This is a genomic window from Methanoculleus sp., from assembly GCF_020696975.1.
In the GTDB taxonomy this organism is placed as follows: domain Archaea; phylum Halobacteriota; class Methanomicrobia; order Methanomicrobiales; family Methanoculleaceae; genus Methanoculleus.
The window spans coordinates 25,540-45,743 of the sequence record NZ_JAJGBK010000022.1 but is presented as its reverse complement, the minus strand read 5'-3'; the positions used below and the strand labels follow the sequence as shown (position 1 = coordinate 45,743).

General features: G+C 64.6%; 24 protein-coding genes. 10 read left to right on the top strand and 14 right to left on the bottom strand.

Going from position 1 to position 20,204, the window contains the following annotated elements; genetic code table 11:
• Positions 1 to 20: 20 nt before the first annotated feature.
• From QZ650_RS06465 to QZ650_RS06440, 6 genes are all read right to left on the bottom strand, one after another.
• Positions 21 to 515 carry a protease inhibitor I42 family protein gene (locus tag QZ650_RS06465; protein ID WP_292518536.1) on the bottom strand — a complete coding sequence of 165 codons (495 nt, stop codon included), beginning with the start codon at positions 513 to 515 and terminating at the stop codon, positions 21 to 23.
• A gap of 286 nt (positions 516 to 801) precedes the next feature.
• Positions 802 to 1,377 (bottom strand): class I SAM-dependent methyltransferase, encoded by a 576-nt coding sequence (locus tag QZ650_RS06460; RefSeq protein WP_292518538.1) that lies wholly within the window; start codon positions 1,375 to 1,377, stop codon positions 802 to 804.
• Between the two features lie 104 nt (positions 1,378 to 1,481).
• On the bottom strand, positions 1,482 to 1,658 hold the full coding sequence (locus QZ650_RS06455; protein WP_292518636.1) for a DUF1059 domain-containing protein: 177 nt from the start codon (positions 1,656 to 1,658) through the stop codon (positions 1,482 to 1,484).
• Between the two features lie 179 nt (positions 1,659 to 1,837).
• Positions 1,838 to 2,524, bottom strand: a complete 687-nt coding sequence (locus QZ650_RS06450) for an ABC transporter ATP-binding protein (protein WP_292518540.1) — start codon at positions 2,522 to 2,524, stop codon at positions 1,838 to 1,840.
• Between the two features lie 4 nt (positions 2,525 to 2,528).
• Complete coding sequence (locus QZ650_RS06445; RefSeq protein WP_292518542.1) at positions 2,529 to 3,731, bottom strand: FtsX-like permease family protein; 1,203 nt, start codon at positions 3,729 to 3,731, stop codon at positions 2,529 to 2,531.
• 5 nt (positions 3,732 to 3,736) lie between these two features.
• Complete coding sequence (locus QZ650_RS06440; protein ID WP_292518544.1) at positions 3,737 to 5,014, bottom strand: S-layer protein; 1,278 nt, start codon at positions 5,012 to 5,014, stop codon at positions 3,737 to 3,739.
• 384 nt (positions 5,015 to 5,398) lie between these two features.
• Between QZ650_RS06440 and QZ650_RS06435 the strand changes: the two genes are divergently transcribed.
• Both QZ650_RS06435 and QZ650_RS06430 read left to right on the top strand, forming a co-directional pair.
• Positions 5,399 to 5,662, top strand: a complete 264-nt coding sequence (locus tag QZ650_RS06435) for a hypothetical protein (protein ID WP_292518546.1) — start codon at positions 5,399 to 5,401, stop codon at positions 5,660 to 5,662.
• An 89-nt stretch (positions 5,663 to 5,751) separates the two neighbouring features.
• Entirely contained in the window at positions 5,752 to 6,432 is a 681-nt protein-coding gene (locus tag QZ650_RS06430; protein WP_292518548.1) for a hypothetical protein, read from the top strand.
• On the opposite strand, the gene QZ650_RS06425 is transcribed toward QZ650_RS06430, so the two are convergent.
• A complete protein-coding gene (locus QZ650_RS06425) occupies positions 6,424 to 6,816 on the bottom strand; it encodes a hypothetical protein (RefSeq protein WP_292518550.1) in 393 nt (130 codons plus the stop codon). The genes QZ650_RS06430 and QZ650_RS06425 overlap by 9 nt on opposite strands.
• A 122-nt stretch (positions 6,817 to 6,938) precedes the next feature.
• Here QZ650_RS06425 and QZ650_RS06420 point away from each other — a divergent pair, with 122 nt between their 5' ends.
• Both QZ650_RS06420 and QZ650_RS06415 read left to right on the top strand, forming a co-directional pair.
• Positions 6,939 to 7,439 (top strand): SRPBCC domain-containing protein, encoded by a 501-nt coding sequence (locus tag QZ650_RS06420; RefSeq protein ID WP_292518552.1) that lies wholly within the window; start codon positions 6,939 to 6,941, stop codon positions 7,437 to 7,439.
• Between the two features lie 138 nt (positions 7,440 to 7,577).
• Positions 7,578 to 8,417, top strand: coding sequence for an MBL fold metallo-hydrolase (locus QZ650_RS06415; protein WP_292518554.1), 840 nt, complete (start codon positions 7,578 to 7,580; stop codon positions 8,415 to 8,417).
• 10 nt (positions 8,418 to 8,427) lie between these two features.
• Here the strand turns inward: QZ650_RS06415 and QZ650_RS06410 are convergent, their stop codons facing one another.
• The 3 genes from QZ650_RS06410 to QZ650_RS06400 form a co-directional block, all read right to left on the bottom strand.
• Positions 8,428 to 11,286 (bottom strand): M1 family metallopeptidase, encoded by a 2,859-nt coding sequence (locus QZ650_RS06410; protein WP_292518556.1) that lies wholly within the window; start codon positions 11,284 to 11,286, stop codon positions 8,428 to 8,430.
• Positions 11,283 to 11,813 (bottom strand): HEAT repeat domain-containing protein, encoded by a 531-nt coding sequence (locus tag QZ650_RS06405; protein WP_292518558.1) that lies wholly within the window; start codon positions 11,811 to 11,813, stop codon positions 11,283 to 11,285. Before QZ650_RS06405 ends, QZ650_RS06410 begins: the two co-directional genes overlap by 4 nt.
• A 106-nt stretch (positions 11,814 to 11,919) precedes the next feature.
• Positions 11,920 to 12,267, bottom strand: coding sequence for a hypothetical protein (locus QZ650_RS06400; protein ID WP_292518560.1), 348 nt, complete (start codon positions 12,265 to 12,267; stop codon positions 11,920 to 11,922).
• 193 nt (positions 12,268 to 12,460) lie between these two features.
• Here QZ650_RS06400 and QZ650_RS06395 point away from each other — a divergent pair, with 193 nt between their 5' ends.
• Complete coding sequence (locus QZ650_RS06395) at positions 12,461 to 12,946, top strand: GTP-binding protein (protein WP_292518562.1); 486 nt, start codon at positions 12,461 to 12,463, stop codon at positions 12,944 to 12,946.
• Between the two features lie 40 nt (positions 12,947 to 12,986).
• Positions 12,987 to 13,811 carry a hypothetical protein gene (locus QZ650_RS06390; protein WP_292518564.1) on the top strand — a complete coding sequence of 275 codons (825 nt, stop codon included), beginning with the start codon at positions 12,987 to 12,989 and terminating at the stop codon, positions 13,809 to 13,811.
• A gap of 19 nt (positions 13,812 to 13,830) precedes the next feature.
• On the opposite strand, the gene QZ650_RS06385 is transcribed toward QZ650_RS06390, so the two are convergent.
• From QZ650_RS06385 to QZ650_RS06375, 3 genes are read right to left on the bottom strand one after another with little or no spacing between them, the layout of a single operon-like run.
• Complete coding sequence (locus QZ650_RS06385) at positions 13,831 to 14,670, bottom strand: hypothetical protein (protein WP_292518566.1); 840 nt, start codon at positions 14,668 to 14,670, stop codon at positions 13,831 to 13,833.
• Positions 14,636 to 15,298, bottom strand: a complete 663-nt coding sequence (locus tag QZ650_RS06380; RefSeq protein ID WP_292518568.1) for an HAD family hydrolase — start codon at positions 15,296 to 15,298, stop codon at positions 14,636 to 14,638. The genes QZ650_RS06385 and QZ650_RS06380 overlap by 35 nt, the downstream gene beginning before the upstream one ends.
• The gene (locus QZ650_RS06375) at positions 15,274 to 16,206 is read right to left on the bottom strand and encodes a phosphotransferase (RefSeq protein WP_292518570.1); all 933 of its coding nucleotides are present in this window, start codon (positions 16,204 to 16,206) and stop codon (positions 15,274 to 15,276) included. The genes QZ650_RS06380 and QZ650_RS06375 overlap by 25 nt, the downstream gene beginning before the upstream one ends.
• A gap of 130 nt (positions 16,207 to 16,336) precedes the next feature.
• On the opposite strand from QZ650_RS06375, the gene QZ650_RS06370 reads away from it, so the two are divergent.
• Genes QZ650_RS06370 through QZ650_RS06355 form a run of 4 tightly spaced genes read left to right on the top strand, consistent with a single transcriptional unit; the run spans position 16,337 to position 18,435 of the window.
• Complete coding sequence (locus tag QZ650_RS06370) at positions 16,337 to 17,275, top strand: polyprenyl synthetase family protein (protein ID WP_292518572.1); 939 nt, start codon at positions 16,337 to 16,339, stop codon at positions 17,273 to 17,275.
• A 32-nt stretch (positions 17,276 to 17,307) separates the two neighbouring features.
• Positions 17,308 to 17,493: a 4-oxalocrotonate tautomerase family protein gene (locus tag QZ650_RS06365; protein WP_292518575.1), complete on the top strand. Its 186-nt coding sequence runs from the start codon at positions 17,308 to 17,310 to the stop codon at positions 17,491 to 17,493.
• Between the two features lie 60 nt (positions 17,494 to 17,553).
• Positions 17,554 to 17,901 carry a hypothetical protein gene (locus QZ650_RS06360; protein WP_292518577.1) on the top strand — a complete coding sequence of 116 codons (348 nt, stop codon included), beginning with the start codon at positions 17,554 to 17,556 and terminating at the stop codon, positions 17,899 to 17,901.
• 51 nt (positions 17,902 to 17,952) lie between these two features.
• Positions 17,953 to 18,435: a DUF2124 family protein gene (locus QZ650_RS06355; RefSeq protein WP_292518579.1), complete on the top strand. Its 483-nt coding sequence runs from the start codon at positions 17,953 to 17,955 to the stop codon at positions 18,433 to 18,435.
• Here the strand turns inward: QZ650_RS06355 and QZ650_RS06350 are convergent.
• Complete coding sequence (locus QZ650_RS06350; protein ID WP_292518581.1) at positions 18,419 to 19,861, bottom strand: PAS domain-containing sensor histidine kinase; 1,443 nt, start codon at positions 19,859 to 19,861, stop codon at positions 18,419 to 18,421. The genes QZ650_RS06355 and QZ650_RS06350 overlap by 17 nt on opposite strands.
• Positions 19,862 to 20,204: the final 343 nt, after the last annotated feature.

Sequence of the window (20,204 nt, the reverse complement as noted above, 5' to 3'; positions counted from 1 at the left end):
GCGAAAAAGTGGGTGAAGGGTTACTCGATAACGAAGGCCATCGAGAACGTGGTCTCGTTCCCGGTCATGTTCTCCCAGGACCGCATGTAGACTGCAGAGAACTCGGCGTCGCCCTCATCGGCAGCGATGTACTCCCAGATGTGGACTCCGGGAGCGCCCACGAGTTCGGTCTCTTGTGCGTCGTGCGTCTCATTCACGAGCTGGAGCCCGGTCGAGGAGGTGACGTTCCACTCGTACCCGGTCGTCGGGTTCTCTTCGAGGCTGATGGTGATATTGCTCCCGACCGGGAGGGTGACGGTCGTGTTGTCGTCCGTCTCGTTGAAGGCGTATGCCCCGGTGGCCGGGGTGGGGGTTGCCGTCTCGTTTGCCGTCGGAACGGCGGTGGTCGCCTCCGGGGTGGGGGTTGCGGTCACGTTTTCCTGTTCCGTCGGCTGTGTCGTGCAGCCGGCACCAAGCATGCACAGGGCGAGGAGCCCTGCAACCAGGACGGTATAGAGACTCTTTCTCTGAACCATGCGTTAAGGTAGCTTAGAATTGTTAAATACCTTTCTTAAACTTTCAGGGAGATGATCGCCGTGCCCGGTGCATTCGGGCCTGATTTCGGTCCCGCCGTCCCGGAGGATGTGCCTGAGCAGTCCAGAGCGCGTTTAGGCCGGTCTCTATCCCCGGTATCGGTGAATGCCATCAGATACGGCCCCGCCCAAAGGGGTCTGTCTGCGACACCTGCTGCCGGCGAACCGGCGTGGGCGGGTCGAGGACGGTCCAGGGCCGCTCTTCACGACCCCCATCCCTTCTTTTCCCTCACTCCGGCACGGCCGTGACGATGTAGTGGTACGGCCCGGATTCTACAATCCCCGTAACCCGGAGCCCGGCCTCTGCCATCAGCGATGCCGCATGCTCCGTGCTGAACTTCTTTGCGGCCGGTGGGCCGAGAGGGAGGGGCTCCTTCTTCCAGTCTACGTCGACGATCCTGCCTTCCGGGGCCGCCATCCGCTTTGCGTTCCGGAGCACCCGGACCGGGTCGGCGAAGTCGTGAAGCGCGATCCCGAAGAAGACGATATCTGCGCAGCCGTCGCAGAGAATGACCTCCTCGGCCATCCCCGGATGAAGGATGACGTTGTCAAGCCCCTCGCCAAACGCCTTATCCTGCAGGAGGTCGAGAGCCTCGGCGTCGATATCGATCCCGCAGACCCGGCCGTGCGGCCCGACCATCCGCGCCGCCGGGAGCGCGAAGAACCCGTCACCGCACCCGACGTCGATGAACGTATCGCCATCGGCAAGCCCGATCCCCTCAAGGACGGACTCGGGATGCTGCCAGCGCCTGCGGGCCGCCTCGTCTTCGGGCGTGTGTCTCCAGGAACCCATATGGTGTGCCATACCGGTCCGGTGGTCTGCATCCTCAAATAACCTGCTGTTCTCCCCCTTCCCGCAGGCTCCGGGGTGATGGTCTTCAAAAAGAAGTTGTCGGGGCCCTGCCGCCCTCACTTCACCGCTTTTTTGAGTTTCTCCTGCACTTCAGGCTGCTCCGGGTTCATCTGGTGAGCGGTCTGGACGTGCCCCTCGATACGTTTCATCAACTCGTTCTCGTTCTCCGCCTTCTCCTCGAACTCGCACGCAAGGCCGAGATCCCTGCACCTGAACGTCTTCTGTTCCTGCATGCCTCTCACCGGCCCGGGTTGTATGCCGGGTTGTATATAAAATTATATCGCCGTTGTTTCCGGCCCGGCCTGAGCGGCAGGGCTCAGGCGGTCCGGCCGCACCCGGCTGCCCGGGAAGGACCGCAGCCGTCCCCCACCGATTGACCCGGTTTACGCCCACGGCGCGCCGCCGTCAAGTATCAGGCCCTCCTGCACTCCGTCATCTCCTCGATCAGCCCGTCTCGGAGGGTGACGATCCGGCAGAAGTACTCCTTGTGCCAGTCCTCGTGCGAGACCATCACGATCGTCTGGTCCAGTTCCTCGTTTAAGCGGGCAAAGAGGTCGAGGATGCTCTTTGAGGTCTGGCTGTCCAGGTTCGCGCAGGGTTCGTCGGCGAGCAGGATGCTCGGGCTGTTCACGAGCGCCCGGGCGATCGCCACCCGCTGCTGCTCCCCGCCCGAGAGTTCGCTCTGCCGGTGATCTATCCTGTCGCCGAGCCCGACCCGTTCCAGGATCTCGACGCTCTTCTTGAGGTACTCCTCCTTTGGGTCCCCCCGGACGAGCGATGTCAGGTAGACGTTCTCGAGCGCCGTGAGTTCCCCGATGAGGGCGTAGTCCTGGAAGACGTAGCCGAGCCGGTTCAGCCGGAACAGGGTCCGCCGGCGGTCGGAGAGGGCGAGGACATTGGTCCCGTCGATCGCGACCGTGCCGGAGGTGGGCCGGTCGAGGAGCCCGAGGATGTGGAGGAGCGTCGATTTGCCGCTCCCGCTCGCCCCCATGATCCCGACGAACTCGCCCTTTGCTACGGAGAGCGAGACCCCCCCGAGGGCACGGACCTCCACCCTCCCCATGGTATAGACCTTCGTGAGATCTTCTGCGACGATCATCCTTTCACCCCCGGATTGCGGAGAGGATCTCCTCGCGGACGATCTGCCAGGCGGGGATGTAGCCCGCCACCACCGAGACCGCAAAGAGGCTTGCGATGCTCCGGAGGATTGCCGACGCCTCCACCGCCGGGTAGACCGGGCCGCCGGGGAAGACGAGCGGGTAGGCGGTCAGGTAGGTCGTCACGCCGGCGTTCAGCGCTATCCCGACGAGTGCCCCGACGGCGGTGATGAAGAGCACCTGGAGAACGTAGGAGTTGATGATGATCTGCTGGTCGATCCCGATCGCTTTTAAGATCCCGATCTGCCGCCGCCGGTTCACGGTGTTGATGAAGATCACGATGAAGACCACCACGACGGCGATGATCAGGCTGACGAGCGTTGAGATGGTGTTGATGATGTTGAAACTCTGGATCGCCTGGTCGACGAACCCCCCGGCCTTCTCCCGGAATGTCCAGACGTTCTCCTGGATGCCGTAGGAGAGGAGTTCCGTCTTGTACTCCTCCTCCCTGCCGTTCACCTCGGTCTTCACCAGGACCATGGACGCCTGGTCACGAAGCCCGAGCACATCGCTCATCTCCTGGCCCGTGACGAAGGCTGCCGTATCGACGCCGAACGACTGGGTCTCGAAGATCCCCTTCACCCGGTAGGTCCGTGTCTCGCCGTTCGGGTAGCCCACCTCCACCGAGTCGCCGACCGTGACCCCCTCGAGGGTGGGGAGACCGCCGCCTTCCTCTCCCTCTCTCCCCGCGAGGGTCGCGCCCATGACGATTGCGTCGGTATCCCCGTTCGAGAGGAACTCCCCTTCGGTCATGTAGTCGGCGATCCTGGTCACCGACCGTTCGTCCTCCGGGGTTATGCCGTAGAGGGTGCTTGCGGTGTTCCGGCCCCGGTAAAAGTAGGTCACCCCGGCGGTTATCCGGGGCGATGTCCCGGTGACCCCCGGGACCCGCTCGATCTTCTTCTGGAGACCGGCCGCACCGCTGATGTACTGGCTGCCCTCCCGGGGTTCGACGACCAGGTTCCCGAAGTCGAAGTCGATCGACTGGGTGTTGAAGGTCTCGACGACGCCCGATATGATGGAGGGGAGGAAGACCAGGTTCACGAAGATGAGGGCGATGATCATGATCGTGAGGGCGAGCGTCCCTTTGCTCCCACGCTGGATGGCCTTCCACGCCAGGAACGCAGAGACCCTGAGACCTTCAAGCACGGGGGTCAGCCCTCCTTCCGTCTCCGGTACCAGAAGACCGCGGCCACGGCGGCGATGATGAGGACGACCGCCGCGATGGCGATGGTGGGGACCGTATTCGACTCTCCGACGGTCAGGTTCAGATCCTGCCGGGTCGTATGTGGCCCGTAGTCATCGGTGTACTGGACGGTGAGGGTATAGGGGAACTCACCCTCACGGTCGGCCTGCAGGGAGAAGACCGCGGGCCCGTCGTTTCCCGGCTCTATCGTCCCGAGGAAGGCTTCTTTTGTCCCCGGGAGGGGCAGGCCGTTGACGGTTGCCCGGACCGATTTCGCGTCCGCCGTCCCGGTATTCTCTATCCGGATCGTCAGGTCTACGGGGTTTCCGGCGGTCACCCGGGACGGTTCGGTCCTGATGGAGGCGACCCCCATCTCGGCGCGGCCGACGATGGGCACACCGATCGTCGCCGCCTGCCGGAACGCTGCAAGATCGGCGCCCCGGTAGTCGATGGTGACGAGGACCGGTGTCAGTCCGAGGGGTGCGCCGGTATCGGTCTCAAACGTCAGGTCGAGGACCGACTCCTCCCCGGCTCCCAGTTCGGGGATGTAGTAGTTCTCCGAGGTCTTCGGGGTGATCGCGTTCGAGGTTGTGTTGATGTCGACGGAGATGTCGCTTGCACTCGCCTGGCCGTCGTTAATGAGCGTGAGCGTGACGTTGAAGGGGGTGCCCGGGTCGACGGATGCCGGGACGGTCCTCTCCACCCGGAGCGCGGGTTTTTTAGCGAGGGCGTAGGCCGAGTTGACGTTCACCGGTATGGGATAGCGCACACCGGCCGCGTCCCGCACCCGGACCCAGACCTCCGGGAAGTAGACGCCTTCCTTGCCGGGGGCGCGTATCTGGAAGGTGAGCGGGAAGGACTGGCCGGGACCGATCTCGCCGATATCCTGGAAACTCCCGGTCAGAACCTCGACCCCTTCGCCGTTTACGAGCACGTTCTCGATGTAGGCGTTCTCCTGCGTCCCTGTCGAGGTATTCATCCCTCCGGTGCCGCTGTCCACCCGGATCTCGAACGGTGCTCCCTGGGCTACGGGAGCGGTGCTTGAGAGCACCACCGTGATCGTCCCCTCATCCCCGGGCATCAGGACGGCCGGGGTGACGGTGTAGTTGGAGACGATCACTGTCGGGGCCTGTGCCGTCGCTACTGCCGGGATGAGCACCAGAATTACGATGAGCGCGCTCGCGATACAACCGGCCGCTCGTCTCCCCGTGCCTCCCCGGGAGCCAGCCTCGGAGTCTGGGAACATCTCTCTTCTCTCCTTGATATGGTTCTCCGGAGCCCCAGAATCCCTGATGTTTGTATATATTCGTTGTGCCTGACGCATCCTGCCGGGTCCGGGTAGCACGATCTCGCCGGGACCGTCGAAACTATTTTTATGAACTACGAATTATAATGTGTCTGGGATACGGAAGGGTCAGTGCCGGGCTGATCAACCGGATGAGTGATCGTAATACCTCCATTAAGACTGCAACGCTCTATACCTCTCTACGTCAATAAACCGGGCATACCCCCGGCGTCGTGCTGGCTCTCCGGTCTCATGCATCAATCCTGTTTTTTTGCCTCTGCAGACGCCTCATGACCGGCCGCCGTCCACGGGAGGTGATACCCTGACCGGGGAAGATGCCTCCCGATGGTGAGCTGCCTTTATCTCCCCCGGGCGGTATACCCCCGCCCACGCTACGAGGGGGAAGAGATGGAAACGACCCAGTGGCTGGTGACGCTGACGTTCAGGGTGACGGTAAGCGGCGTGCGGTCGAGGGACGACTCGGTGGCTGCGGGCCTTGAGCAACTCAAGCAGGGCCTCTGCCGCGGAGAGGATATCCCGATGGAGGCGAGTGTCCGGAGGATAACAAACATCGTCGAGGAGGAGCCGATCTTCGGGGTGAAGTGGTGAGCGCGGCCTGATGCAGACCTGGAGCATTACGGCGGGGCTGCCGGTCCCGGAGGAAACCCTTTTCTATCCCTGTTGCCTGACCGGCCCCCATGCACGAACTTCCCGATACGGTTGCCATCGATATCGTCCTTCTGCCGCCCGGACCGGTCATGGATACGGCGATCAGCGCGAACCGGACCCTGCTTGCCGGCAACCCGGATGGAGGGATACGTCTTGACAGGGAGGACTGCCTCCCGCACATCTCGGTCGCAATGCTCCCGGCACGGCGGGAGAACCTCGGGGAGATCATCAGGAGGGTGGACCGGATCTCCCGGCAGTGCTCCCCCATGACCCTGACGATCGATGCTGTCGCAAAACACCGGACGAGCACGGGAGAGACCGTCTCGGTCTTTCACATCCTCCGGTCAGAGATCATCCAGCTCTTTCATAAGAGCGTGATGAACGCCATAAAGCCGTTTCCGGTACCGCAGGCCGGACCCGGGATCTTCGTGGACGAGGCTCCGGCGTCGTCTCTCGATTGCCTCTCCCGGTTTCCAAAGACTTCTGCGTATGAACGCTACTCGCCGCATATCACGCTCGGGTTCGGCGATCTGCCGGAACTCATCCCCGGGATAGACTTTCCGATCCGGTTCGAGGCAGCCAGGGCTGCGATATGCCACCTGGGCAGCCACTGCACCTGCCGGCGGATCCTCGCCGGGTTCGATCTCGGGACCCGGGAGCCGGTCCCCCGCAGCTGGACGGCCGGGAGCCGTGCCGGGAGGCTACAGTAGCAGTCCCTTCACGTACGGCCTTATGCACTGGACGCACCCGGAGTAGCGGTTGATCGTCCCGGTCTCCAGGATCTCGACAACCGGGGGCTCCTGCTGCATCCGGTCGGAAAACTCCGGATCATGCTCTGCCATCACCTGCAGAAAGACCGGGAGCGGCATGAACGGCCGGGCCTGCACCGGGACGATCCGGAAATCCATATGGTCCGCATCGAGCGTCGAGTTCCGGGCGAGGTTCTCGTCGAAGTAGAGGATGGCCTCAAATCCGTGGCGTTCCTGCAGGTCCTTCAGGCGGCCGAGCGGGAGGTGCACGCCTGCCGCAAGGCCGAGTGATTCGAGAGTTTCCGGTCTGTCGGGAGAGAAGAGTGCATATTCTGGTTCCGTCATGGTATTTCTCCTCTTGAGGTGTTGTGCGCCCGGCGTCTTCATTTCTCCGCCGCAAGGTGGTCTCTGGATACCTCCTCTCCCAAAGAAAGCCTTTTCCCTCTTCCGCCCCATCCGGTGCCATCGTGACAGGAGCGCAGAATCCCTCTCTCCCGGCACTCTCCAGGGCCCTGGTCCGGGAAGTCCGGGCCGAGACCGTCATCGCAGCCCCGCCCGCGGTCGTCTGGCAGGTGCTGACCGACTTTGCGGCCTATCCCGATTGGAATCCTTTTATACGGTCGATCGAGGGGAAACCCTGGGTGGGGACCCGCCTCTCGGTCGAGATCCAGCCGCCGGGACGGCGGAGCATGCGGTTTTCCCCGATGGTGCTGCGGGTCGCAAAAGACCGCGAACTCCGGTGGATCGGCCGGGTCCTGATTGCGGGGCTCTTTGACGGCGAACACCGGTTCACCATCGTCCCTGAGGGCGACGGCTCCCGGTTCGTCCAGGCCGAGGTCTTCACCGGGCTGCTGGTGCCTGTCGTCGACCTCACCGGCACCCTCCGTGCGACCCATCTCGGGTTTCTGCTCATGAACAAGGCGCTCAGGGAGCGGGCGGAACAGAGCGTCGCCGGGAAACCTTCTTAACCGCGACCTTCCCAGTATCTGCATGGATCCGTCCACGGCCCGGACACCCTTCTTGAGGCCTTCTTCTGCCGCCGTTTCCTGCACGGCGGGGATACCGGCCGTCTCCCGGGCCCACCGCTCCTCCCGGGGGTGCCGTGCATGAAACTTGCGGTCCTCGTGGATAACGCCACCCTCACCGACCGCTACTTCCTCGCGGAACCCGGGCTCTCGATCTACGTCGAGGACGGGCCAAGGCGCCTCCTCTTTGACACCGGCTACTCGGGCGTCGTCATCGCCAACGCCCGAAAGATGGGGATCGACCTCCTCCGCGTCGAGGAGATCGTCCTCTCCCACGGCCACCTTGACCACACCTGGGGCCTTGACGCCCTGCTCCGGCTCCATACCGAGGCGATCCTCGAGGGCCGCGACCGGATCGAGCCCACGTTCGTTGCCCACCCCGATGCGTTCCTCACCCGGAGCTGCGAGGGCGTCGGGGAGATCGGGTGCCACCTCTCGGTCGAGGAACTCTTCCGGCACGGGAAGGTCCTCCTCACGACGGGCCCTCTCTGGCTGACGGAGAACCTGGTCTTCCTCGGCGAGATCGAGCGGCGGTTCGAGTTCGAGCAGGCGCCGCCGAGGGGCTACATCTACACCCCGGACGGCATCCGGGACGATACCGTCCCCGACGACACCGCGCTCGCCTGCCGGACGCCGGCGGGACTCGTCGTCATAACGGGGTGCTCTCACGCGGGCATCTGCTCAATCGTCGAGCAGGCCCGGGAGGTCTGCAGCGATGACCGCGTCGCCGACGTCATCGGCGGGTTCCACCTCCTCAACGCCCCGGCCGAGCAGATTGAGGGGATCCTCGACTACTTCTCCGAGGTGCAGCCGGCCGCCCTCCACCCCTGCCACTGCACCGACCTTGCGGCAAAGATTGCGCTTGCAAAGGTTGCGAACGTCTGCGAGACGGGTGTCGGGCTGCACCTCGAGTATGGGTGAGCCCGGAGCCTCAGGCGTTCAATCCCCGGAGCGCCGGGATCTCCCCGTGCTCCGCCTCGTAGGCGCGGACGGCTTCCGGGGCGCCGAGGAGGAAGCGGCGAACGTTGTTGTAGACGGCCGGGTGCGCACCCGCATCGATAGAGCCGAGGAGGTCCGCGAGCACCGCGACGGCCGGCACCCGATGGCGGGGCTCCATCCCGTCGATGAACGCGAACGCATCGAGGACCCGGACGGTGCTGTACTCGTTGACCGGGGCGAGCCGCCGGAGCACCTCCGCGAGGTATATCCGTCCCTCTTCGGTCTCAAGCGACCGCTTCCTGTTCAGTGCGAACCGCCCGTAGAGGGCCCGCTGCTGGTCGGCCTGCTCGATCGCGAAGGCAGGCGAGGATTCGATCCGCCGCAGGATGGGGACAAGGTCATCGGCGTCGCTCCCGGCGATCGTTGCGAGGAATGACTCCCATGCAACCGGGCGCTTCGCCGATTCGGCGGAGAACGCCGCAAGGGTCTCCAGCCGTCCGGGAGCACTGCTCTCAAGGATCAGCCGGAACGCAGTGAGGCGGTCGGTCGCGTTCGTCGCCTCCTGGAACTGGCCGAGAAGCAGTTCGTGGACCTTCGGCGTGTCGCGGGTCGCGAGGATGGCGAGTGCGGTGTTCTTTCTCTGCCGCCGCCGGATCGCCGCGGCCTCCGCCTCCAGGCCATCCGGCCCGCCGGGAGCGGGCGCTCCCGCCCGCCGGTAGAGCGAGAGGAGGGTCTCCTCGTCCCGTGCGGCGATGGCGGCGTAGATCTTCTGTCGGGCGTCGTGAAGCGCCCGGTAATGATGAGCGAACCGCTCGTCCTCGACTGACGGGAATATGGTCAGGAACTGCCCGCCCGCCTCCTCCATGAGGCGGTCGTCGGCGAGGAGACCGATGCAGAGGTCGACGAACCGCTCTGAGACCGCCGCATCCGGGTTTTCGAGCAGCCGGACCATCTCCCGGTCGACGAGCGCGAGGAATGCGGTGAACCGGCCGACGATATCGCTGTCCCTCTCTACCTGGATGTAAAGTTCATCCTCCGGGGGCCGGTACGTCACCTTTCCGTAGAACGAGTAGCCGCGGTTGAGGGAGAGGAACGCCGGACGGTCGACGTCGTCGAGGGTGACCACGCCTGCTTCGTCCGCAATCCGGATGGTCCGGTCCGCGATATCCCGGCCTTTCTCATCCACGAGTGCGAACCGGAACGGAAACTCCCGGACCCGGCCGCCCGGCGAGCGGCTCTGGCGGTAGGCGAGGCTGAACCGCCGCATCTCCGGGTCGTAGGCTGGGTTCACGGTGAGGACCGGGTACTCCTTCTCCTTCAGCCAGACCGCCGCCATCCCCGAGAAGTCCTGGCCCGCGGCCTCCTCCATGCAACGGAGCCAGTCGTTCCGTGAGGCGTTCGCGTGCCGGAACCGGTCGTGGTAGCGGGCGAGCCCTTCGGCAAACGCCTCCTTTCCCATCAGCGTCTCGATCATCCTGACGAACTCGGGGGCCTTCACGTAGGTGACGCCGGTGATGAGGTCGTTTGGGTCGTTGAAGCCGTCCGGTTCGATCGGCATCGAGCCTGCCCCACGGTCGAGCGTGAGCGTCCCGGCCGCGGGATCGAAGAGATCGAGCACGGTCTGGAGGCGGGAGTAGGCCTCGCCGAAGAGGAAGGCGTGGTACTGGTTCTCGATGTGGACCGTCACGGCTTCGTTCAGCCAGATCTCGAACGGGCTCCATCCCGTCACCTCGGAGCCGTTCTCGTTGTGGTAGTACTCGTGGACCTTCACCCGGATCATGTACTCGAAGGCCGGGTCGGTCGTGTCCGGCCCTGGCATGAGCCGGTTTGCGGCAATCGTCGTGTTCCCGACGTTCTCCATCCCGCCGAAATCGGAGTTCTGCATGGCGATCTCCCGGTAGACCGCTCCCGTGTAAGCGTAACCCGGGGTTATCGTCGCAATCAGCCCGGCAAGCGTTCTTCGGGACGCTTCAAGCGCCTCGTGGTCACCGGAACGCTTTGCCTCGTCCCGCACCCGGGTAAGACGCCATATCTCCTCCCGGGTCTCCCGGTCGCGGTACTGCTCCGGGCCGGTGAAGAGGTGGACCCAGATCACCGCGTCCGCGAGGATATCAAGCGCACGCTCCGCACCTTCCAGGTCGGAGCCGGGTTTTGCGAGGAGTTCGAGCGCGAATGTCCGGCCGTCGGGGTACTCGAACTCCCGCCGGTAAGTGTCATAGCACCCCACCCCGAGGAAGAAGAGGTAGGGGGCCATCGGGGTCGTGGTGTTCTCGTACCTCTGGATGGAGCGGCCGGGGGCGCAGGGAAGCCGCGGTCCCGCCGGGTCGCCGTTTGATATGGTATTCGTATACCCGGTATCAGCGACGATCGCCGTCGTGTAGGTGCACTTTGCGGTCATGTCGTCGAGGCAGGGGACCAGCCGCTGGAACCCCCACTGCTGGCACTGGGTGATCTGGGTGGGCGGCCCGCCGGGGCAGAACCCGTCGAAGTAGAGCCCTTCAAGGACGTGGCTGCTCGGGCGGCAGATCGTCCTGGTCTCGAGGGTGAACCGGGTCCGGGGCGGGACGGGCGGATCGAAGGTGACGGTGAGGATTGCGGCGTTGCGGTCGTAGGTGTGGGCGACGGCGTATTCGGTGCAGGCGACGGTGAGGATGTCCAGGTCCCGGGCGTTCAGGGCGAGGGATGCAAGCGGTGATTCAAGGGTCTCTGCGGTGAGGGCGGAGACGACCCGGGTATGCCCGTCGTAGACATCGAACATGAGGTCCATGTGGGCGACCCGGACGGGGAGCGCCCCGAAGTCCTCCGGATAGTAGCGAAAGAGCCTCTCCCGCCCTTCGCGCTCCCCGGTCAAAGTCCCGCCTCGCCGGTGATCTCCCGGAGCGCGCGGCGGATGGCCGTCCTGACCTCGGGCTCCTCCTCGTCCTCAAGCGCGGCGGAGAGGGCCGGGACGGCCCGCGTGTCGTGGAGTTTCCCGAGCGCATCGGCGGCAGCCACCCGGACGTCCATCTTTTTATCCGCAAGAAGGGGAAGGAGCGGCTCGACCGCGCGAGTATCCCCGAGTTCGCCGAGCGACCAGGCGGCTCCGCGCCGCGCCCACCGGTCGGGGTCGCCGAGGAGGGAGAGGAGCGGCTCGACAGCCCGCGGGTCGCGGAGTTTCCCGAGCGCCTGCGCCGCGACCCAGCGGACCTCGTTCTCCCGGTCGTTGAGGGCGGCGATCAGCGGCTCGACGGCCCGGGGATCGGCGCACCCCCCGAGAGCCTCGGCCGCCCGGAGCCGGTAGGGGGTGCTCTCGTTAGAGAGCTGCTCGATGTATTTGCCGATGTACTCTTCACGCCGCTTCTCTTTATCTTCTATGAGCCGTTTTACTGAGCGTTCCATCTCATGTCACCAGCATTCTACTGCAGATTAATCTCGCTTACGGTATATAGCAGGTACGGCGCTCCACCGCGCGGGAAGTGAGGAGTATTCCGTCGCCTGTAACCCTTCAGACGCCCTCGTCCTCGCCGATGACGTCGAACGCAACGATCCTGTAGTTGTAATACCGCCCTTCTGCGGCGGTGAAGGAGAGGAAGACCATCAGCCCGTGCTCATCCGAGATCCAGAGTTCAGCATCGTCGTCGACGCTATGGTAATCGAACCCGAATCCGGTGAGAGCCTCCTCGATGGCGTTACCGACCTCCATCTCCTGGACCATCCCGAACGTCGCCGCCAGGGCGTACTGCCGCTCCTCAAGGGCGGATACCTGGAGCCTTGCACGCTTCTCCGCAAGGAAGATGTTGTCCAGGGTTGCCATGATCTCCTGCGCGACGGTATCCATCTCCTCCATCCCCATACCCGGTACCTTGGATCTGGCGGTATATCTTTCTTAAGACTCCGGCGGGCACTTGCACCCCCGGAAAACGATCTCGCTCTCTCCGCGGGCTTTGGGGAAATAACCGTTCCCGGAAGGCCGGGATACGCCTCTATCCCGTTCAGGGCGCCGCCATAGCGAAACCCTAAAACAGTTCAGAGGTAATAGAAGGCTGATGGCAGAAGGCAGGCTCAAAATTGTCGTGTTCGGTTCATTCAACGCAGGCAAGTCCAGTCTCATCCAGGCACTCGATCCCCGGAGCCGCCATATCGAAGCGCCCTCGAGCGAGGGGCCCACGACCGTCGCCTTCGATTTCGGCAGACTGCAGGTGAGAGGCCAGGCGGTCTACCTCTTCGGGGCGCCGGGCCAGGAACGGTTCGAGTTCGTCCGGCAGATCCTCTCGCGGGGGATGGACGGTGCGATCGTCGTCGTGGACGCCACCACGGGGGTGGACGCCATGACGTGGCACCTCTATCTGCAGTTGAAAGCCCTCGGGGTGCCGCTCGCGCTTATGGCGAACAAGTGCGACTGCCCGGGCGCAACGCCCGAGAGCATCAGCCGCGACCTCCCCGGGGAGACGGTGCACCCCATCTCTGCCCGGAACGGCGAGAACGTTCACGCGGCACTCGATGCCTTCGTCGCAACCCTGGATGCCCGGTAGCGATCACTTTTACTCCCTGCGGGTCGTTGATTCTAAGACGATGACCCGCAAAGAGACCTATATCAAGGAGGTTGCCCGGTTGCTCTCGGGCTTCCTCGCGAGCGGGAACGCCGGGGATCTCCTCGCCTATCTGGTCGCGGAAAGCCATCTGCCCGGCTCCCGGGCAAACCTGGAACTTGCCGGAGCCTTCAGCGAGACCGTGCGGGAGTTCGCGGCCGCCGATCCGGACGATCAGAACGCCCTGTGGCGGCTCTGTGTCGAGCTCGCCTGCGTCGCCCCGGAGGACGCACCGACGGGCGACCCGCACGAGTTCCTCTCGTTCTGCGGTGTCCGGGGCATCGGGGCGATCGGGTCTGTATCCCCGGCATGCGCGGAGGAGGCGGCCGCCCACCTTGCGGAGGCCTCCGCCGATCCGCGGTGGCGGGTCAGGGACGCGGTGGCGATGGGGGTCCAGGATCTCCTCTCCCGGCAGCCGGATACGGCCGTCCCGGAACTTGAGGACTGGGTGGAGGGCGGTTCCTGGCTCGCGATGCGGGCCGCGGTTGCCGGTGTTGCCGAGCCGGACCTGCTCGCTGAACCGGAACTCGCCCGGATGGCGCTCCGGCTCCACCGGAAGACGCTGATCCGCGTCTACATGGCGAAAGAGAGGGAGTCGGATGCGTTCCTCGCGCTCAAGAATGCGCTCGGGCACACGCTCAGCCTGGTCATCGCCGCTCTCCCCGGGATCGGTTTTGAGTACCTGCGGCAGCTTGCGACCCTTGACGATCGGGATATCCGGTGGATCGTGAAGGAGAACCTCAAAGAGAGCCGGCTCGGGAAGCGCTACCCGGAGACGGTGGGGCATATCCGGGCGCAGATGGCATAACGCAGGGGGGCCCCGTCTCTCACGCCACGATCGCCGATGCCGTCTCGTCGAAGGGGTTTGTCCGCATCGCAAGCGAGAAGAGGTAGGGGTAGTTCTTCTGCAGGTAGCGCATGTAGTCCAGCCACTCCCGTATGAGAAGGCCGTAGATCCGCTCAAGGTCTCCGCCAAGATGGGTTATGTCGCTTTCGGGCAGGCGGGAGAGGTCGGGTCGCCGCTGCAGTTCTTCGTCGAAGTGGAATATCGCCCGGAGAAGCCCGGCAAACGTCTCGTGTTCAAGGAGCATGGGGTTCTCCAGCAACCGCAGGAGCAGGTCCTCACGGGATCCGAGGAACCGTTTGACGGCGGTGAGGTCGACCGAGTCTATCCTGACATGAGAGGGATGCCGTTTCAACCGCGCCGCCACCTCTCGGAACGTCTTGGCGGTCCACGTATCGGCGACCATCAGCAGCGGCCGGATCCTGTCCCGGTCGGGATCGTTATCGGAGACGTAGGTGAGGAGCTGCGTCCCGAGAGCCGAGAAGAAGACCCCGATGAGCATGTTCTGTTTCTCCTTCCTCTGCCGCCGGTCGCGGAACGCGAGCACCTGGTGGAAGACGAGCGTCACCAGGAGGACCTCGAGCGGGAGGAATGCAAGGTCGCCGAGCGTGTAGCTCGTAATGTAGTAGAGGTCGTGGAAGGCCAGGAAGTGCAGGACGTAGAGCACGACCGAGAGGATGATAAGCCCCGTCCCGAAAGTGACCAGCCATCGTCTGTCGCTCATCGTGGGGTCTGAGTGCGTCCGGATCCCATGAAACCCGCACCCGGGCGGAGTGGCCTCGTCGTCCTCACACCCCGTAGCGCCGCCACGCCTCCTCGACATGCAGCCCCTGCATCCCGAGTCTCCGGGGCGCATCGACGTCGTTTTCGTAGTTGTCCCCGATGAAGAGGACATCCCGGGCCGAAAGCCCCAGCCGCCGGAGAGCCGCCGCGTAGATCCGGGGGTCCGGCTTCTGGTAGCCGAGGTCTGAAGAGAAGATGACGAAGCCGACCCGATCGTAGACCCCGAGCACCCGCATCTCCTGCTCGGAGAAGACCCGCTGCCCGTTCGAGACGACCCCCGTCCTCGCTGTACCGAATCGGTCGAGCAGCCTCCGGCTTTCTTCGATGACCCCGAGCCGCCGGAGCGACGCGGCCCGGAATGCCCGGGCTGTCTCGGCGCCGAGCCGATCCGTATCGACCTCCCAGACTGCGTGCTCAGCGCAGATCCCGGCAAAGACCTCCTCGACCCGCACCTCCGGGTAGCGCTCCCCGGTCCGGCCGGCCGCCTCCGCGACCCGGCCGGAGTAGGTTGCCCGCAGGCGTTCGGGCGCAATCCGGACGCCCTGGTAGAGAAGCCACCGGGAAAGGAGCCGGTAGGTCTCAATATCGTGCTCATCAGTCAGGACGTCGACGAGTGTCCCGTAGCAGTCGAAGAGAACCCCCGCTACCCCTGGATCGCGGCGAGACACGCCTCTGCCTCCGCTAAAAGCCAGTCGCGTTCCGCCGCCCGCCAGGGCAGCCGGGCAATCCTGAGGTGGCCGAGCGCCATGAAGAAGGGGAGGACGGCGGTATGATACCGGAACTCTTCTTCATCGCTGCTATACTGCCAGAGGAGGTGGCCGATGTAGTCCTCCGCCCGGGCGGACCCGGGCGATGCCTTGATCTCCGCGGCGAGGATCCCGAGATCGCGGACCGGGTGGGCGTGGTCCCGGGAGCCCTCGAAGTCGATCGCACAGACGCCCCCGTCGAAGAGGTAGTTGCCGGGCGTGGCGTCGCCGTGGACCATGCAGCCGGTGCCGGGGCCGATCCGCGGGCTATGCCACCACGCCCCGAGCAGGCGGTTGAACCGCTCCCTCAGGGGGGCCGGCAGGTTGTTCTGGTCGAGGAGAGCGTGGAAGTAGGCGAAGTCGCGCTCCCGGTCGCCGTGGGTCCGGGTGCCGTCGTGAAGCCGGCGGAGCAGGCGCGCGATGCCGGTCAGGGGTTCGTAGAGGGAGGCCCCCGCCGCGAGGAGTTCCCGCACGGTCGTGCCGGGGACGCATCCGGTCACGATGACGGAGTTGAACCGGCTGCCCGTCGCGATCGCCGGAGGGACGCGGACCAGGCCGGCTGCGCGCCGGAGCCGGCGGAACTCGTTCTCCATCGCCGCATCGGCGTTATAACGGGTCTTTGCGCCCGTCGGCGCGCCGAAGAACTTTCCGATCACGCTGACTCCGGTACCGGCAAACTCATACCGGCAGACGAGATGGGATGCAGGCTCTATCCGGTAGACCCGGACGTCGCCTCCACCATCCGGCAGCCGGTCGGCGAGGATGCCCGTGAGCCAGTCCCTGAACGCGTCGCCGGCCTCAAGATGCCCGATCTCCCTCTCAACGCTCAACCGCCGTCCCACCACCGGAGGGTCCGGGGGTTCTGCACGGCAATGAATCTACCCCGGGAGAGGATCGACCCACACCTTTTTTACCGGCCGGGCGTCTAAGCGGGTGCACGCCATTCTGGGGTGATGAGCCATGATGCCGTTTCGCGAGTTCCTGGAGACGATCAGACCTGCCGTCAACCGGCGGATCGAAGAGGTGGCGAGCGGTGAGGGTGATATCGATCCTGCTGTCCTCCCGATCCTTGCCAGGGGAAAGCGGATGCGGGCCGGGCTCCTCCTCCACATCTACACCGGCCTCACCCGGGCGGCGGCGCCCATCCGCCAGGCGCTCGACCTTGCCTGTGCCGTCGAACTTGCCCACGCCGCAAGCCTCATCCTCGACGATATGCTGGACGGCGATACTGTCCGGCGGGGCGTCCCCTCCCTCCATCTCTCCCGGGGGGAGGGACGGGCGGTCCTCGACAGCATCGGCATCCTTGCTCTCCCCTACGCGCTTGCTGCCCCCTACGGTCCCGGGTACGTGACGATGCTCGCATCGGCCCAGCAGACCATGGCCCGGGGGGTGGCCTGGGAGATGCTCGGGAGGCCGGACCTCCCGACGGCGGACCTCTACGACGCGGTCATCACCCGAAAGACCGGCTGCCTCTTCTCGCTCGCGGCCGCCTGGGGCGCCATGGCGGCGGGAGCGGAGAAGATGGTTGTTTCGGCGTTTGCGGACTACGGCCTCTCTGCCGGGAGGGCGATGCAGATCGCCGACGACATCACGGACCTGGGCGCGCTTGGAGAAGGAGTCCGCGATTCCCGCCCGGGATCCGAGACGCTCCTCCTCCGGTGCGTTGCGGAGCGCGCCGGCGGGCCGGGGAACAACGGCACCCAGCAGGCGCTGGAGTCGGTGCTCGAGCGGGAGGTCCGGTCTGCGGCTGCCCGGCTCTCAAGCGAAGGCTGGGAGCGGGTGCCGCCGGAGGCCCGGGAAGCCTTCGGAGAGGCGGTCCGGGATATTGTGGGGCTCACGATCACGGGGGAGGCGCCGGGTGGGGGAGCCCCGCTCCGGGCAGCCCTCCCGCAACGATAAATACCGCCCCGTCTCACACTCTTTTGAGATATATGCCGGTTGTAACAATTCGCATGGCAAACGGGCGGACACTTGAGCAGAAACAGATACTTGCCGCCGAGATCACCGCCGCAATCACGAGGACGCTCGGCGTCGACCCGGAACGGGTCATCCTCTTCTTTGAAGAACTCGATACGGAGAACATAGCACGGGCAGGGACCCTCGTCTCGGAGTCGTAGTCCACCCATCGAGACATTTTTGACCGAGGACCCCTCACCCTCCCGGGAGTGAACAGACGTATGGCACGTGAACTTGACGAGAAAGACTTTGCCATCCTGCGGAAACTGGCGCCGGAATACAGCGGAATCCTCTGCCCGGAGTCCGGGCACGAGTTCCGCTCGATCCTCCCGCCGGTCTCAAACCACATCGCCGCGGACGAGGAAGACTTTGCGGAACGGGTCGCCCGCCTCTCGGGCGAGGACTGGGGGTATCTCACCGACCAGATCCTCTCCGGCCGGGAAGACCTCGGGTGCATGCCCGAGGAGGATATCGAGACGATCATCGCCCGCATCCGCGAGGCAGTCTCGGAGCAGGCGGCGGAACGGGTCGAGAGGCTCTACCACCTCTCCGGGTGCGGGATGCTGTAGGGATTGGCCGCATTCGGAAACGGTTTATGCCGGGGGGACAACAGAATTCCCATGGAACTCATTGAGGAACTCTCCGGCGTCCCCGGGATGCTCCGCCCGTTCAAGGCTTACCTCCGCGAGGCAGGACTCGGTGCGGGCGACCAGGTCGCCTACTACGGCTGCCCGGGCACCTGCACCCCCTTCATCGAACTCCTGGGGTTCGCCGTCCGGGAACTCCCCATCGCGCAGGTCTACGTGCCTCTCCTGGATGAGGCGAGAGCAAAGGCAATCCGCCCGGTCGAGGGCGTCGGGATGCGGGTCTCCGATGACGCGGTCAGTGTCGACCCGAAGGTGATTGTCCTGATGGGCGGGCTTGCCATGCCGGGCGTCCCGGTCACGAAAGAAGCGGTGCAGGCGGTCGTCGATGCGCATCCCGACGCGAAGATTGTCGGGATCTGTTTCATGCAGATGTTTGAGAAAGGGGGATGGCTTGATGCCTTTGATTTCGACCTGATCGTCGACGCCGCCCTCAGACCGGTCAGGGTCTGGCGGTGACTATCCGGTCGGGCGCCGCCGGTGCGGGGTGTGCCGGCGGCCTCCGCGGCGGGGCGGCGCACCCCGGCAGGGTGAACCGGAACGCCGCGCCCTCCTCCGGTCTTCCGGGTACCCGGTCCTCCACCCGGATGCTCCCGCCGTAGCGCACGACAAGCATCCGCGTGATGTAGAGGCCGAGCCCTTTGCCGCTCCGTCTGTTCGTCCCGCGCGCAAATCGGGTGAAGAGGGTGGGTTTGACCGCATCAGGCACCCCGGGTCCGGTATCCTCGACCGAGACCCGGACGAACGCCTCCTCGTTGTCCACCTGGATGGTGACCATGACCCCGGGCTCCCCGAACTTGATGCTGTTGCCGACAAGGTTTGCAAAGACCTCCGGGAGGAGGTCGTCGGCCATGACCGAGACCGGTCTCTCCCGGTAGATGATCCTGGCGTCGGGATGGCGGGCGATCTCGGCCCTGATGACGGCGTCGAGGTCGATGGGTCGTGTTGCCGTCTTGTGGGAGTGGAGTTGCCGGATCGTCGAGACGTTCTGGATGATCTCGATGCTCTGGTTGATGCCGCTCCTGAGTTTCTGGACCATCTGCCGCTCCGTCCCCTCCAGTCCCTCGACCAGGAGGTCGGCGTAGCCGAGAGCGATGGCGTTTGCGTTGTTGATGTCGTGCGCCATGATATCCAGGTAGAGGTTCGCCTCGTCCCGGGCTGTCCGGAGTTCCTTCTCCGCCCGGATCCTGTCGGTGATGTCGGTCCCCGAACCGATGATCCAGGCCGGCCGACCGTCGTCGCCGGCGAGGACCGTGTCCTGCCACGCGAGGATCAACTCTTCTCCGCTCCGCGTGACGACCGGGTTCTCCCGCCGGTTGGGGGAGGCGGCGGCGCTGGCGATCGCGACGTCGAACTCCCGTCGTCGTGCATCGCGGGACGCTTCGGGGACGACGGTTGCAAACCAGTCTCTCCCGACCAGTTCCTCCTCACGGTAGCCGAGCAACTCGCAGCCGTGGCGGTTGATGAGCCGGACGGTATGGTCGGCGTTGATGACGACAAAGAGGACGCCTGCTACGTCGAGATAGCGCTGCGCAAGGTCTCTTTGTTTCTCCACCTCCTGTTCCCGTCCTCTGAGCCGCCTTGAGAGGGAGGCGACGGCGAAGGCGATGACGACGAACATCAGGGCGCGTCCGTAGTCGTTGAGTGTCAGGATATCCGGCCTGTGCTGGAGGCTGCTCGCGACGACGATCCCGCCGAGGAAGAGGGCGACCAGGACCCCCTTCCTCTCCCACCAGAGCGCGGCCAGGATGATCGGGATATAGAAGAAGTGCGAAAAGACGGTCCCGAGCATCAGGACGGTATGGAAGTAGCAGGTCAGCAGGATCGAAACGGCAAGGAGGACTATAAGGATGGCCACTCTCTGCTTTTCAGTGCTGGTTATCACGGGGACCCACCTTGAGTGATAATATATATAATATTCATTATATAAAAATGTCCTCATGATCAATATTTGCAGATTCAGGGCACTATCCCGGCGGCATCCCGCGGAAAAACCGATCTCCGGTGGGCAGGGTATCCCGTTGCCTTTTTGTATCAGGATAGAAGAATAGTCCCTGTGCCGCCTCTCCTGGTGCGGAAAAAAATTCTCCCGGATGCAGCCGATTTTTGCAAATAACCTATTTTTAATAGTTTGTAGAGCAAACCTATTCCTATCGCCCGCTTCACTGAAGCGGTACCATGCCGTCCCCTGCCCGGGAGCTCCCGGCACCACGAGAATGCATCCGCTG